Source organism: Paenibacillus sp. FSL R7-0179 (assembly GCF_038002265.1).
In the GTDB taxonomy this organism is placed as follows: domain Bacteria; phylum Bacillota; class Bacilli; order Paenibacillales; family Paenibacillaceae; genus Paenibacillus_AQ.
Genome location: NZ_JBBOCC010000002.1, coordinates 313,823 through 328,441, shown reverse-complemented (window position 1 = coordinate 328,441; position 14,619 = coordinate 313,823). Strand labels below are relative to the sequence as shown.

The following is a 14,619-nucleotide window of genomic DNA, read 5'->3' as shown; positions in this document are numbered from 1 at the left end:
GGTGGCACACTGCCACCGCAAAGGGGAACTGAACCATGATTCTGTTAGCTTATTCACTTGTCTGTCTGATCTTCGGCACTACCTTCCTGGCCATCAAAATCGGCGTAGACGCCGGAGCGCCGCCCTTCTTCTCTGCGGGACTGCGTTTTTTCGTGGCGGGTGCGGTGCTGTTCCTGTTCATGGTTCTGAAGGGAAAAGCCCGCTTCTCCCTGCTGCTGCGCAAGGAAATGCTGCTCACGGGAGCAGCCCTGACCTTCGGTACCTTCGCCGCGCTCTATTGGGCGGAACAATATGTATCCTCCGGGCTTGCTGCCGTATTGTCAGCTACCGGACCGATGATGATTCTGCTGATGCAGACGGCCTTCCTGCGCCAAAAAGCTCCCGCCTACTCCCTGCTCGGCTGTATCATCGGGTTCACCGGAGTCCTGTTGCTGGTGCTGCCCAGTCTGGCGGATGACGTCACTCCGCTCTGGTTAATCGGCTGTGTGGTGGTGCTGATTGGGGAACTCTGCTACGCGGCGGGGGCGATCTATTCCAAAAAAGTAATCACCGCCTTCTCCTCCGAGTCACCCGTGGCCCTGAACGCAGCCCAGATGATGTACGGCGGGGCGCTGCTGTTCATCGTCTCCTTGTTCACTGAGCCGCTGCACCCGTCCTTCCTGTTATCGTTCGAGACCGCCGGTTCCCTGCTCTACCTGACCGTTGTCGGCTCCATGGTTGGACATACCCTGTTCTACTGGCTCGTTTCCAAGACGAATCCGGTCTTTCCGTCCACCTGGCTGTATGTCTCACCGCCGATTGCCGTCGGCGTAGGCTTCCTGTTCTATAACGAAGCGGTCACCTGGGTAACGCTGCTTGGCGTGTTCACAATTATATCCGGAACCATCCTTGTGAATGCTGGCGCTCTGAAGCAGCTGTTCACCAAGCCTAAACCGGTAATCCCCGTTTTGCCAAAAGCAAGCGTTGAACCCCTGGTTCAGGAGTAACTATCTGCGCTTCCCCCTAACACAAACAGCCTGCACCCTGACTTAAAGGGATGCAGGCTGTTCTTTTATCTTAACAGGATTCGCGCCGATGGGCGTCTATGGCTGCTCTTCTGAGCTGAAATACAAATTCAGCGGCAATTCTTTATCGCTATCCAGGCTATTTGCCATTCTATAGGTGATGAACAACTTGTCATCACCCTCGCCGTGCGTCCAGGATTCTTCTACTGCTCCAGTCAGCGGCTTCAATGGGAAGGTCATCCCGTCAATCGACTGGAGTGATTCCTCTACTTTGTCAGCCTCTGCCTCATCTCCTGGTTTGTATTGGTTCAGGAAAGCACGTACCAGCTCTCTCGCATCCTCATACCCGCTGTCCGATCTGGGAAAAACCGTCCCGATCCGGTAACCGGTAATCTTACCGTTTGTGACATCTGCCGTCATCTGCTGGATGAATTCTTTTTGATTGACGGTCAGTTTCTCGTCCAGCATCAGTGTACCCAAGGTTGTATCGTACGCTTGAGCAGCAGCCTTCATTCCCAGAGTAGTAAGCCCTTCTTCAAGCGGCTGCTTGAATACGGCCCGGTGCTTCTCTACCTGTGTGAACAGCTTGTTATATTGGGGTGTATCCTTGCTGCAGCCCGCCGTCAATAAGGAAAGAACCACTATTCCACAGATGAGCAAAAAGTATGATCTTCTCAATTGAATACACCTCCTTGTCTTTCACTTACCTAGAAATCAAACACTAGGAAAGTTATTTTATATTATATGTCCAACTTGGTTTACAAGATGCCAGTAACTTCAAAATGATGATTAGTACCATTTACATTTATATCATATGATACTCCGCATACCCAAGCTATACCTCCTCCTACAAGATAAACCCTATTGCTGCTTAATGCATTATATCCAGTATATTTTGTTCCCAGTATGGGCGAACTGACACTTGTGGTTACTTCATGTCGAAAAGGAAAATTGTTTGCTTCAGGAGCAGCAGTATACCCAGGATAAGTAAGGAGTGTTCCAAAAGTAACCCATGTTGCTTTAAAATTACCTATGTTATATCCGCTGTTAGCATACGCTGTAACATCTTGACGTAGAGGGCGCATGTACGTAAGATTGTTAAACTGATCATAATGTGCAGTAAATATACTAACGGAACTTAATCCGTAACCGATTGTCCCTGGTGTCCCAGTTGGTTTACCCGCCTCACCTATAGCACTTATTGCATTTGCTTTTGAGATTGGCAATACCGTAGTAACACTTATATCTCCACTGTCCAATTCATTCCAAATTCTAATGGCTTCACCATGAATCTCTCCACCACGCATTGTTTCAATATTTTGAGTTGCAGGTACATACTGTACTGCACTGTCCTGATCAAGAGTTGCACCCTGCTCACGCAACCAGTTTATAGTCACTTCAGGCAGTTCATTAATGCTCATGATCGCCGTCTCAGCGGCAGACATACTATCAACAACAGTTCTAAATTCTTTATTTTCCAGATTATTTTCCATTGCAAAGGCATTTAAAGGTATGAAGATCAGTATAGCAACAACCATGATCGAAACTAGTCTTTTCATAATTTACTCTCCCCTGCGTTTTTTTGAAAATTTTTTCATCTAGGATGGCCACCCACTAAACCTTACCACATATGTGATATAAATAAACGTTATTTAATCCTTATATTGGAAAATAGTAGTTAACTCCTAAACGTTATGTATATATTCGACAATTAATACTATTAACCGACATATTTAGAAAATAAGAATTCATAATCCTTTTAGCAATCGCTTTTTCATAAAAGTTTCTTATTACATAAATCTTCAGTTAAAGAAAGCTTGTCTATGAATTGCTAACTGGTGGAGCAAAATACATTTTCGCGGCATTCCTTTCATCCTGTGAAAAATATAGCAGACTACTCTAAAAATCAAACACTCTCCCTTGACCACTGGACACACAAAAACAAGGGCCTCCCTAAAGTCCGGCGGGACTTCGGGAAACCCTTGTCTGTGATCATCTTATGCTTATGCGTCATCCGCTGTTCATTCGCCGCTTAACGGATGCGCCCCTGGTTTCTGAGCAACTCGCTGTCAACCTTCGCCTTCTCATCAACAAGGCTGCCAGGCCGTGCACCTTCTTGTCTGGCTGCTTCCTGTGCCTGCCGTTCCTCCAGGTCTTGGAGCCTGCGGTCGGCTGTATGATCCGGCATCTTGTCGATGCCGTTACGCGTGCCGGAATACAGATCCCCTGTCATTCCCGGCCGCTTCATATCCTCCACTGCGCTGCGCTCCGGGAGATCATGCTCCGTGGCTGAATTCATCGTGTCCAGCCCGGTATCATGTCTGCCTTCCAGACCTGAGCCATTGAACGCCGCATCCACCGCGTCTGTTACGGAGTCCCGTGGAGCATTCACATCCGCAGCCGCCCCCGCAGTGCCGGTATCCCTCATATAGCGGTCAGCATTCGACGAATTATGGTTGCGGAATACAGTGTATACGTCCTGTTCGCGGGAGATATCTGCATCCACCATGACCAAAATGCGTCCTTCGTCCACATAGTTGTCATAGCTCGCAGCTTCATCCTCAGGGATGCCCAGTCCGATCAGCCCGCCGACCAAACCGCCCGTTCCTGCGCCTACGGCTACTCCGGTCAGGGTGGCTGCTATCGGCCCCGCTGCGATAATCGGCCCGATGCCCGGAATCGCCAGAGCGCCGATGCCTGCCAGCAGTCCGGTTACACCGCCGAGGATACCGCCGGTCGCCGCCCCGGAAGCCATCCCCTCCGGCACCTTCGTCCCGGTCTCATCATTAATCGCTTCCACATCACGTTTATTTCTCGCTATCACTGAGATATCCTCTGTCAGAAAGCCTTGCGCCTTCAAATCTTCAATGGCCCGTGAAGCTTCATGCTCTGTATGGAACACACCTACAATTTTCTTATTCATAACGATTCCCTCCTGGTAGCTGTTTTAGGTTGTTAATTACTTAACCAAACCCTTCTCCGCGAAACTGGTAACTTTCGATCTTGAGCCGGTTCCGCAAAAAAATTTATGAAACAGGAAATTGCCCGCCGGACACATTTTCCACAAATTCAGTGATTTGAAGTCAACTTAGATTACACTGAATTCTCCGGTTCATGGCAGTTATTAAGCCTTTGGGAACAATGCTCCAATCTCCTTACAGCGCGGCCAAAAGAGACTATACTCCTCGTATAACAGGTAAGCTACTCTTATAGAATTCAGGGGGAAACCGCGATGAATATGCGTCTGAAGGTACTTAAGAAGCATCTGCTCTTCTGCTGCAGTGAGCACTGCAATAACCAGGATGTAGAGGATGTCATGCAGGAATTCAAGGAGCAACTGGTGGAGCAAGGGATCAACAAGACGGTCAAAATCAACAAAACCAGCTGTCTCGGCCTATGCGGCAATGGACCTTTTGTCATCGTGTATCCGGACGGGGTCTGGTATTACAATGTAACGACGGAGGATGTGGCCCGTATCGTGGAGGAGCATTTAGTGAACGGTCAGCCCGTAGAAGAGCTGGTTATGCTCAAAATGGAAGCCTGAGTCCCAGCGTCCCCAGCCTGCCCGCCTTCAGCCTCATACTCCTGGTCCCTTCCCTCCCGGGCTGGGACTATTTGCGGTTGTCCGGCCCTCCTCCTTCTGAGGTATACTAGAGGTATATGTTCAATAGGAGTGCCAACATCCTTTTAGGAAATGAGGCTGCAAGCATGACAGTATTCAAATATAACGCCCATCGCCCCCACCGGGCCAATCCTGACTTATATCTGCATTACTGGGGCCAGGAGCAGTGCGCACCCGGTCATTCGTTCGGACCCGGGGTGCGAAGCCTGTACAAAATTCACTTCATACACGCCGGAACCGGCAAGGTAACCGTCGGTGAAGCCACCCATACATTGAACGCAGGGCAGGCCTTCCTCACTTATCCGCATGTGGTCACGCATTATGCCGCAGATCAGGCTGACCCGTGGCTGTATTCCTGGATTGCTTTTACGGGGGAAGAGGCAAGTTATCTGCTGTCACGGACTTCGCTTACCCCGGAGCAGCCGGTGTTCCCGATGGACCAGGTGCTGATGCCCTCGCTGTCCGCCAGGTTATCGGAGACGGGGAGCAGCGGGGAGCTGCTGGACCTGCCGCTGAAGGTGATGCTCTATGAGTTCTTCTCGCTGCTGCTGCGCACGGTTCCGGCTGCCGGCAGCCCGGCTCCGCGCAGCAGAAGTGTCTATGTCGAGCAATGCCTGCATTACCTTCAAGCCCACTACGCCGAGAATGTGACGATGGAGAGCCTGTCCGCTTCCCTGAAGCTGGACCGCAAATATATGTCGGCGCTGTTCAAGCGAACGGTCGGCTTGCCTCCGCAGCAATATCTGCTCCAATTCCGCATGTCTAAGGCTTGCGAGCTGCTGACGGAGACTGGCTGCACTATCGGGGAGATCTCGCAATCGGTGGGGTATCAGGATGCCTTGCTGTTCTCCCGGATGTTCAAGAAGGTCAAAGGCTGCTCGCCCAAAGAATACCGGCTCCGCCATGCAGATACGGACATTGTGCTATAAAAATCATCCTTGCTGACATACGATTGAAAGCGTTTATCCGCTACAATTAGGGAGGTATGAAGTCCCGCACAACTTACACTTAGGAGGAATCCAATATGTATATCGCCAATCCTGAACGCTATGACACGATGAAATATAACCGCACCGGACGCAGCGGCCTGCTGCTCCCGGCCATCTCCCTCGGGCTGTGGCATAATTTCGGCGGCAATGATGTATATGAGAACGGCCGTGCGATGGTCCGCCGGGCCTTTGACTTAGGGATCACCCACTTCGACCTTGCCAATAACTACGGCCCGCCTGCCGGCTCTGCGGAAGAGAGCTTCGGCCGGATGCTGAAGACGGATCTCGCGCCTTACCGCGATGAGCTGATCATCTCCAGCAAAGCCGGATACTATATGTGGCCCGGCCCTTACGGTGAATGGGGCTCCAGGAAGTATCTGGTCTCCAGTCTGGATCAGAGCCTGAAGCGGATGGGACTTGATTATGTAGACATCTACTACCACCATCGTCCAGACCCGAATACGCCGCTGGAAGAGACCATGTCCGCCCTCGATTTCCTGGTCCGTCAGGGCAAAGCGCTGTATGTCGGCCTCTCGAACTACAAGCCGGAGGAAGCGCGGGAAGCCGCGCAGATTCTCCGCCGCCTGGGCACGCCTTGCCTGATCCATCAGCCGAACTATTCGATGATGTCGCGCTGGATCGAGGACGGCCTGCAGGATGTGCTGGAGGAAGAGGGCATCGGCACCATCGCCTTCTCCCCGCTGCAAAAGGGGATTCTGACCGACCGCTACCTGAACGGCATCGCAGCCGATTCCCGCGCAGCCGGACCCAGCGTGTTCCTCTCCGAGAAGGAGCTCACGCCTGAGGTGCTGGCCAAGGTTGGCAAGCTGAACGAAATCGCGGCGGCACGCGGACAGAAGATGTCGCAGCTTGCCTTATCGTGGGTACTGCGCGGCGGCAAGGTGACCTCTGCACTGATCGGGGCAAGCAAGACCAGCCAGATCGAGGATGCTGTAGCTTCATTGAATGCGCCTGAGCTAAGCACGGAAGAGCTGGAGCAGATTGAGAGCATTCTGCGCGGATAAGCGGGGGCGGGCAGATACTGCACATGCCAAACCTGCAGATCACTGATACCAGATTACAGATTACAGATTATAGAATACAGATACCAGATCACAGACATGACGGAAATCCTGCCCACCCGCTCGCGGTGGTGCAGGATTCTTTTTTGTGCGGATATCCCTAACTAGTAGCTTATCAGCTTTAAAATAGTGGAGCAGACGCAATCCCCTTCAAATTACATCTTTTTTTCCAAGCGGGCGTTGTTCTTCAGGGGCGTTTGGCTTCGCGTAACGGACACAGGGGCTCTTATCCGGGAAGAAAGTCGCCAATTGGGTGAGTAATGGACTCCACAGACCTTATCCTTTGCACTTCAGCTCCGAAACGACTCATAGAGAGACTATAAGGTCGCCTGAGTCCGTTACGCTGCAAAAAGTGGCGTTTTCGCGGGGATAAGATCTCTCCGGTCCGTTAGATTTGGGGTGGATTGGGTTTAACAAGCTTATCCATCCTATTTAATCTGATACAGCATCATATTGAAATATATGAATTGGATCAGTAAGACGAACCAAAACTATTATGTTCGGTTTTCCACATACATTCAGCCCGCCACCTTCGCGTAAGCACATTGTATTCGGTTTTCCGCATAGATTCAGCCCGCTGCCTTCATGCAGGCACATTGTATTCGGTTTTCCGCATACACTTCCCTCCCAACGCTTTCACACTTTTAAAACTCCAGTTCTCATCCTGCCCAACAACAGTTTAAAGACTGCTGCTCTACCAGTTGAACCTTGAAGCCTTCCCGCCCGGGTGCTTACGCTATGCCTGAATGCTATAATGAACTTATTCATAACCATTAATACCCATCACTGCGTAACGAAAGGACATCCGATGAAGACTAACCGATTGGGGCAATCCGATTTACATGTAAGTGCCATGGGGCTTGGCTGCATGTCGCTGGGGACAGAGGAAGCGCAGGCCACCGCCATTATCCACGAAGCGCTCGACCGCGGAATTAACTTCCTGGACACCGCCGACCTCTATGATGAGGGCCGCAATGAGGAGCTTGTCGGTCAGGCCATCCGGCACCGCCGCGCTGACGTGATCCTGGCGACCAAGGTGGGCAACCGCAGAATTCCCGGCAAGGAAGGCTGGAGCTGGGATGCCTCCAAGGCCTATATCCGCTCCGCTGTGAAGGAGAGCCTGCGCAGGCTGCAGACCGATTATATTGATCTGTATCAGCTGCACGGAGGAACGCTGGAGGATGATATCGATGAGACGGTTGAAGCCTTCGAGGAGCTGAAGCGGGAAGGGGTTATCCGCCATTATGGCATCTCCTCCATCCGGCCGAATGTGATCCGTGAATATGTGCAGCGCTCCGGCATCGTCAGCGTGATGAGCCAATATAGCATTCTCGACAGACGCCCGGAGGAGAACATTCTTCCGCTGCTGGGCCGCACGGGCATCAGTATGATTGCCCGGGGGCCGCTGGCGAGCGGCATTCTGACCGATCATGGCCGCAGCAAGGCGCAGCGGGCGTATCTGGATTATACGGAGGCCGAGCTCACGGCGCTGTATGAGCAGCTGATGAGCCAGACCACCCTTACCCGGACGCTGACACAGACCGCGCTGCAATATCCGCTGGCCGATCCGGCGGTAGCCGCTGTTATCCCGGGAGCCAGCAGCCTGGAGCAGCTGCGGCAGAATATTGCGGCTGCACGCTCGCAGCCGCTCTCTGCACTTGAGCTTGAAACTGTACGGGATGCCAGCAAGGCAGGACGGTATACCCTGCACGTATAGAGCAGCCTACGCCTAACAGAAGAAGCTGTCCGGAAACTGTAGGCATTACAGTTTCTGGACAGCTTCTTATTTTTGCTTAGCTTCTTATTGTCTACCTACTGAGCGCGTTTCCTTGCCTTAACTATCCACGTAAGTAGTGCAGCCACAAATACAACTGCGGTAATGAGCCAGGTCAGCAGGAACGCCATGCCCAGCCCGATATTGGCATCCAGCGCTTCCCTTCTGCTCTCCAGAATCAGCATCACGGCAAGCGGCGCTCCGCTGGCTATCAGGAGAACCGCCATGCTGTACCGGGCGAAATTCGTCCGCTTCTGAATAGCCGCGTATAAGCACAGGTATGACGCAATCAATAGTACGAAAGATAATACAGCTTCCCATTCCAGTCTAACCATCGTGTCACCACTCCTTCTCCATAGGAACCGGGGATTGCGTTATAGTATAGCGGCTGCGGCAGGCAGATGCAAATGACACTGCCGCTGAAGCAGCCTAGCCAAAAAACTGTGTAATATAGACCATCGCGAGCAGCCCGAAGATAAACGAATACGTCGAGGGCCGTTCATATCCGTGACCGTGGCTCTCCGGGATCAGCTCCTTATATACAATAAAGAGCATCGCTCCGGCAGCGAATGCCAGCCCGTATCCAACCACATTCTGTACATAGCTGGCTGTAAAATACCCGATCACGGCCGACACCATCTCCATTAGCCCGGTCAATGCGGCTATAATTAACGCCTTGCGCCGGCTGGCGCGGGCATTCATCAGGAAGATCGCCAGAATCAGCCCTTCCGGCATATTCTGCGCGCCGATTGCAATCGCCACCATCGGGCCAAGGCTTGTCTGCTCGCTGGCATAGCTGAAGCCTGTGCTGAGCCCTTCGGGGATGTTATGAATGAACAGTGCAATCATGACGAGCAGCGCTTTGGAATCCAGCGTACTGAGGCCGGGCTTATTCTCCACATCGATATGCGGAATATGGCTCTCGATCAGATCGAGCAGCAATACGCCGGTAATCAGCCCCAGCGTCAGGGCGATAATACCTGATTCCTTGATCGCCTGCGGCATCAGCCCGAACGTGCTTGCAGAGACCATGATCCCGGCGGTGAAGGCCACCAGCACATCCTTCCACAGCTCGGACAGCCTCCTTACGAACAGAATAGGAATAACGCCCAGAACTGTTGCCATTGCAGACAAAAAGCTGCCTAAAAGTGCACCCGCCAAATCTTCAACCCCTTTTGTGGACAGGACTATAGATTAAGCATATGCTCAAGGCAGCTATAAATAGACCCAAGCTTCAGAGTCTCGTATACCGTCCCAGCCCCCGGTCTTCAAGCTCTGCCTTCGGGACGAACTGAAGTGCGGCAGAATAGATATGATAATGCTGCTTCGCCGGCTCCGGTCCGTCAAAGGTCAGATATCCCAGATAAGCTCCGCTCAGCCTGCTGCGCAGCACGGTCCGCACCTGCCCGCCGCTATAATCGGCTTCCCGCCGGATCATCCCCTCTTCCACCGGACCCGTGAAGCTGGGCCAGCCTGTGCCGGAATCGAACTTGGCTGCCGAGCTGAACAGCGGATCACCGCTGATCACATCCGTGTAGAGCCCCTCCTCGAAGTGGTCCCAATACGCGTTCTGGTAGGCTGGCTCCGCGCTCTTGTTCTGGGTGACCTCATATTGCAGCTCTGTAAGCCGCTCCCGCAGCCGCTTCTTATCCTCACGGCTGTTCCAGTGCAGCGCTGTGAAGTCGTCACGGCCCGAGCCCTTCTGATATAGCTTATAATCCAGCGGATGGGTCAGATAGTATTGCTGATGCTCCGCTTCCGCCGGATAGAACGGCGCAGCCGGCAGGATGGGCGTCACAATCGGCGCCTTGAAGCGTTTACTGGCCTTCAGCCTCTCCTTCGACAGTTCCGCCAGCTTTCGCTGCTCTTCATTCTGAACGAAGATTGCCGGAGCGTAAGAATGCCCCCGGTCCATGAACTGCCCGCCGTCATCCGTCGGATCGATCAGCTGCCAATAGATCTCCAGCAGCCGTTCATATGGGAACAGCTCCGGATCATAGACAATCTGCACCGCCTCCCGGTGCCCGGTAGTTTCCGACCCTACCTCTTCATAGGTCGGATTCTCCGTATGCCCGCCTGTATAACCTGACACTACCGAGACGATGCCCGGCAGCTCGTCGAACGGCTTGACCATACACCAGAAGCAGCCGCCGGCGAAGGTCGCCAGCTGCAGCGTATCATTCGAAGTCAAACAGACCGCCTCCCTGCATGCTTTTCCCCTATTATATCTGAATATCCCGCTTCTCCAAAACGGTCAGGGTGATGGTTAGAGAGAGCAAGATCCAAGCTGCAGGAATCCACAACGCGCGTATATAATCTCCCGTCCCCGAGAGCAGAATCAGCTGTGAGTTCTCCACGTATATCCCCGAGAATTTGAAAATCTGCGTCATCAGGGAATGCTCAGAAATTGTACGAAGAACCGCAGAGGAGGCGTCCTTAAGATACCCGCTGAGCAGCAGGTTGCCGAAGATGAAGAAGAATGCCGCTACCACCGCCGAAGCCGGTTTGCGGATCAGCATCCCCAGCATCATAATTGCTGCACAATAAGCTGCCAGGTAGAGCAGGTTCAGTCCCAAGGCTGTCAGACCAGCAGCCAGATCCTCAGTATATCCGGTATGTCCCACTGGAGCCCCTGTGATCAGCGCTGCCGCCAGAGAGAAGAGATAATATAAACCGTAGAATTCCAGCAGCCAGCCCAGAACGGCAAGCAGCTCCAGTACGTATTTACCGGTAAAGTATTTCATCTTGCTATGCCCGGCAGCAATAATATTCTGCACCGAGCCGTACTCGAAGCCTTCGGTTGCAAAAAAGCAGGCATGCAGCGGAATAACCAGATAGAACAGGATGGAGAACGAAGCAGCCGTCTTGAGCGGCTCTGTATAACTGCCCATGTCATAACCGCCTTTGCCGCCCAGAATTAGAACAAGTGCGAGGCTGGCTAAGGCGAAGACTGCGGTAACGCTTTTGAAGGCCAGATCCTTACGCAAATAATAGATTTCAGCCTGCCAGAAGCTCCTCATCTTCCGCCGCCCCCGATCAAATCCATATAATACTGCTCCAGATTGGGCGCCGTCAGCTGAAAGCCGTCCACCGGAATCTCCCGCTGCACGAGTATAGCCATCAGGCGCTCCAGATCCACCCCGCTTCGGGGAAGCTCGATCTCTCCGGTCTGCTTAACCCGGATATCCCCGCGGCTAAGCTCCTGCCTCAGCATTTCAGCTACAGCCGCTGCCGGAGATGATGTAGTAATACAGATCATCACCTGTGCAGACTGCTGCAATTCAGCAGCCGAAATCTCCTGAATCAGCCGGCCCTGATGAATGAAGCCGTATTTACCGGCCAGCAGCTGCAGCTCACTCAGAATATGGCTGGAGATCAGCAGGGTCACGCCTTGTTCCCGGGACAGCTGCTCCAGGATATGCCTGACCTCCACAATTCCCGCCGGGTCGAGTCCATTCACCGGCTCATCCAGCACCAGGAACTCCGGCCGGTTCAGCAGGGCCACGGCAATTCCCAGCCGCTGGCGCATGCCAAGCGAATATTCGCCCGCCTTCTTCGGTCCCGCCTCATCGAGACCTACAAGCTTCAGCACTTCAGCGCTCCTCCCCTTATCCCTGATGCCGAAGATCCGGCAGTAAAAGCCCAGATTCTCCATCGCATTCATATGCGGATAGAGCGAAGGGCGTTCAATCAGGAAGCCGATCCGGCGTCTGGCTGCAATCTGCTTCTCCTTACTCTGCTCTCCGAATAAGGCCATCCTTCCGGCTGTCGGATGCACCAGACCGCCGATGATCCGCATCAGCGTGGTTTTACCCGCTCCGTTCTCCCCCACGAAGCCGTATACATCTCCCGCCTTAATTCTCATGCAGAGCTGATCCAGCGCCGCTCCTGTAGAGTACGCCTTGGATAAATCCTCAGCCTCAAATACCGTTGCCGTCAAAGCAAACACTCCTTTTCCCATTCAAACCTGTTGACGGCTTAACGATACCATCTGGTGTTCCCTCCGCTAACGCAGGTGTCATATTCACGCGGGATCATGTCGTTTTTGAGGATGAAAATGTATAATATAGGGATCAATGCAAAGGTGGAGAAGCCGATGATTCATATTGCTGTGTGTGACGATGAGCCCCGTGCAGCCGGAGAGGCCGAGCGCCTCATTCTGCAAACCGGAGAAGACTTGAACGAGCTTATTGAGATTTCCCTATATTATTCAGGAGAAAGCTTCGCCCGGGCCCTTCGGGACGGCAGGCAGTTCGATATTATCTTGATGGACATTGAGCTGGGCGGTCTGGACGGCATTGCGGCGGGGCAGCTCCTGAGGGAGGATGACGGCTATGATCCGGTGCAGCTTATCTATATTTCCAGCCATGAAGAATACCATATGCAGCTGTTTGACCTGCGTCCTTCGGGATTCATGAAGAAGCCGGTAACGCCGGAGAGCTTCAAGCAGAAGCTGGTCCGGGCCATACATAAGACCCTCCGTCTCCGGCAGCAGGGCCGGACGAACTTCCTTGCGGTACAGCTGAAGAACCAGGAACTAAGGATTCCGCACAGGGACATTCATTATCTGGAGAGCAGCATCCGGCGGATTACACTGGTTACTCAGAACCGGACACTGCAATATTACGGGAAGCTGGTAGTGGAGGAGGAGAAGCTGGCGTCCAGCCATTTCGTAAGAATTCACCAGTCCTATATCGTAAACTTCTATTCAATCCAGGCTATCAGCGCCAAAAAAATCATGCTCACCACCGGCTGTGAGCTGCCGGTCAGCAGCAAATATAGCCCCGCTGTGCGCAGGGCCTATCTGAATTTCAGAGGGGAGCTGGTATGACTTCTGTGCTCCTTGATGAAATTATTTATCTTGCTGTACTTCCGCTGCTGCCATTCGTACTGCATCTCTTCTTCAGCCGTTTCTTCATCTGCCGTCTTGAATCCCGGCTGCGGCTGATTGCACTGTATATGCTGTATATAGGTGTTCACACTCTGTTCCATTACAGTTCCTTGCCCGCTCTGCTGCTGATGGCCGGCAATGTCGGACTGGTATTGGTGTTGTCCTTGTTTTACCGTGGGGCTTTTGCATGGCGGTTGTATGCTGCACTGTTTATCTCTGCTGTAATTGTCCTCAGCGATGGGGCATTTCAATGGATATGGACAGACAACGGCTACAGAATCAGCCTGCTGCTCTCGAAGCTGTTGATGCTATTGCTCGTCATCCTGCTGCGCCGGGGAGTAAAAGGCGAGTGCCGGGGCCAGCTGGACGGAGGATTGAGGTCCATTGTCTTTCTCTGTCCTTGCCTGAGCATTGTCGTGCTGCTAGAGTTGTCCGGCAGTCCCTTCTTCCGGCTATATCCGCAGTTATTCCCTGTCGTTCCCGCCTTGCTGCTCGCTATTAATCTTCTGGTCTTCCTCCTGATTGACCGCATGCTGAGCGCACAGTCTGAACGCAGCCAGCGTATGCTGCTGGAGCAGCAGAATAGCTATTATGTGAACCAGTATCACCGGAACCGGGAATTCCAGGAGGAGGCCCTCCGGTTCCGCCATGACTTCAACCATATTCTGCTGGGCCTGCGCTCCAGAATTCTCAGCGGAGAAGAAGCTGCCTCTACAGCCGAGCTGGACGCTCTGCTGGGCTCGGCTGGACAAGCCCAAGCCTACTGCAACACGGGCAACCCGGTTATTGACTCCATTCTGGATTACAAACGGCAGGAGGCATCCGCAGCAGAGATTGAGCTCCGGCTGGAGCTGAGCCTTCCGCCCCGGCTGATGCTGGATACCGCTGTCATCAGCGTTATTCTGGGTAATGCCCTTGACAATGCACGGGAAGCAGTCAGTCTGATCCCCAAGGAACAGGGAACAGAACGATACATCGCGGTACATATGCATTATCTGAATGACAGCTTATTCATACGGATTCAGAATCCGTACTACGGGTCTGTCCTCCAAGGCCCAGGCGGCGAGCTGCTGACGACCAAAAGCGATAAGCGCTCCCACGGGATCGGACTGCGGAATATCCGCCAGACGATGGAGCGGGCCGGCGGGCTGTTTCAGCTTGCTTACAGCGGCCAGCTGTTTCAGCTGGAGCTGGTGCTTTTTCATATGGAGAGAGATGAACGTGGCAGAGGACAGGTGTCCGAGGGGGAATGATGAG

Annotated in this window: 14 protein-coding genes and 1 pseudogene; 7 read left to right on the top strand and 8 right to left on the bottom strand. The window is 53.0% G+C overall.

What is annotated here, in order from left to right; all coding sequences use genetic code 11:
- The first annotated feature begins 35 nt into the window (after positions 1 to 35).
- Positions 36 to 986 carry a DMT family transporter gene (locus MKX63_RS18105; RefSeq protein ID WP_341019045.1) on the top strand — a complete coding sequence of 317 codons (951 nt, stop codon included), beginning with the start codon at positions 36 to 38 and terminating at the stop codon, positions 984 to 986.
- 96 nt (positions 987 to 1,082) lie between these two features.
- Here the strand turns inward: MKX63_RS18105 and MKX63_RS18100 are convergent, their stop codons facing one another.
- The 3 genes and pseudogenes from MKX63_RS18100 to MKX63_RS18090 form a co-directional block, all read right to left on the bottom strand.
- Positions 1,083 to 1,682, bottom strand: coding sequence for a hypothetical protein (locus tag MKX63_RS18100; protein ID WP_341019044.1), 600 nt, complete (start codon positions 1,680 to 1,682; stop codon positions 1,083 to 1,085).
- 80 nt (positions 1,683 to 1,762) lie between these two features.
- Positions 1,763 to 2,563 (bottom strand): hypothetical protein, encoded by an 801-nt coding sequence (locus MKX63_RS18095; RefSeq protein WP_340756469.1) that lies wholly within the window; start codon positions 2,561 to 2,563, stop codon positions 1,763 to 1,765.
- An 869-nt stretch (positions 2,564 to 3,432) separates the two neighbouring features.
- Positions 3,433 to 3,927 (bottom strand): annotated as a pseudogene (locus tag MKX63_RS18090) (general stress protein); the annotation flags it as partial.
- Positions 3,928 to 4,236: 309 nt separating this feature from the next.
- Between MKX63_RS18090 and MKX63_RS18085 the strand changes: the two are divergent.
- From MKX63_RS18085 to MKX63_RS18070, 4 genes are all read left to right on the top strand, one after another.
- Positions 4,237 to 4,548, top strand: coding sequence for a (2Fe-2S) ferredoxin domain-containing protein (locus MKX63_RS18085; RefSeq protein WP_051493345.1), 312 nt, complete (start codon positions 4,237 to 4,239; stop codon positions 4,546 to 4,548).
- Positions 4,549 to 4,712: 164 nt separating this feature from the next.
- On the top strand, positions 4,713 to 5,555 hold the full coding sequence (locus MKX63_RS18080; protein ID WP_341019041.1) for an AraC family transcriptional regulator: 843 nt from the start codon (positions 4,713 to 4,715) through the stop codon (positions 5,553 to 5,555).
- Positions 5,556 to 5,650: 95 nt separating this feature from the next.
- Complete coding sequence (locus tag MKX63_RS18075) at positions 5,651 to 6,640, top strand: aldo/keto reductase (RefSeq protein ID WP_341019039.1); 990 nt, start codon at positions 5,651 to 5,653, stop codon at positions 6,638 to 6,640.
- An 865-nt stretch (positions 6,641 to 7,505) separates the two neighbouring features.
- Positions 7,506 to 8,414: an aldo/keto reductase gene (locus MKX63_RS18070; RefSeq protein WP_341023093.1), complete on the top strand. Its 909-nt coding sequence runs from the start codon at positions 7,506 to 7,508 to the stop codon at positions 8,412 to 8,414.
- 95 nt (positions 8,415 to 8,509) lie between these two features.
- On the opposite strand, the gene MKX63_RS18065 is transcribed toward MKX63_RS18070, so the two are convergent.
- The 5 genes from MKX63_RS18065 to MKX63_RS18045 form a co-directional block, all read right to left on the bottom strand.
- On the bottom strand, positions 8,510 to 8,806 hold the full coding sequence (locus tag MKX63_RS18065) for a hypothetical protein (RefSeq protein WP_341019038.1): 297 nt from the start codon (positions 8,804 to 8,806) through the stop codon (positions 8,510 to 8,512).
- Between the two features lie 94 nt (positions 8,807 to 8,900).
- Positions 8,901 to 9,632 (bottom strand): ZIP family metal transporter, encoded by a 732-nt coding sequence (locus tag MKX63_RS18060; RefSeq protein WP_341019037.1) that lies wholly within the window; start codon positions 9,630 to 9,632, stop codon positions 8,901 to 8,903.
- Positions 9,633 to 9,705: 73 nt separating this feature from the next.
- Complete coding sequence (gene msrA, locus MKX63_RS18055; RefSeq protein ID WP_341019036.1) at positions 9,706 to 10,662, bottom strand: peptide-methionine (S)-S-oxide reductase MsrA; 957 nt, start codon at positions 10,660 to 10,662, stop codon at positions 9,706 to 9,708.
- 31 nt (positions 10,663 to 10,693) lie between these two features.
- Positions 10,694 to 11,491 carry a hypothetical protein gene (locus MKX63_RS18050; protein WP_341019035.1) on the bottom strand — a complete coding sequence of 266 codons (798 nt, stop codon included), beginning with the start codon at positions 11,489 to 11,491 and terminating at the stop codon, positions 10,694 to 10,696.
- Positions 11,488 to 12,411, bottom strand: coding sequence for an ATP-binding cassette domain-containing protein (locus MKX63_RS18045; RefSeq protein WP_341019034.1), 924 nt, complete (start codon positions 12,409 to 12,411; stop codon positions 11,488 to 11,490). Before MKX63_RS18045 ends, MKX63_RS18050 begins: the two co-directional genes overlap by 4 nt.
- Before the next feature lie 111 nt (positions 12,412 to 12,522).
- Here MKX63_RS18045 and MKX63_RS18040 point away from each other — a divergent pair, with 111 nt between their 5' ends.
- Together MKX63_RS18040 and MKX63_RS18035 are read left to right on the top strand one after the other, a co-directional pair.
- Positions 12,523 to 13,302 carry a LytR/AlgR family response regulator transcription factor gene (locus MKX63_RS18040; RefSeq protein WP_341019033.1) on the top strand — a complete coding sequence of 260 codons (780 nt, stop codon included), beginning with the start codon at positions 12,523 to 12,525 and terminating at the stop codon, positions 13,300 to 13,302.
- Positions 13,299 to 14,615 (top strand): GHKL domain-containing protein, encoded by a 1,317-nt coding sequence (locus tag MKX63_RS18035; protein ID WP_341019032.1) that lies wholly within the window; start codon positions 13,299 to 13,301, stop codon positions 14,613 to 14,615. The genes MKX63_RS18040 and MKX63_RS18035 overlap by 4 nt, the downstream gene beginning before the upstream one ends.
- Positions 14,616 to 14,619 lie beyond the last annotated feature (4 nt).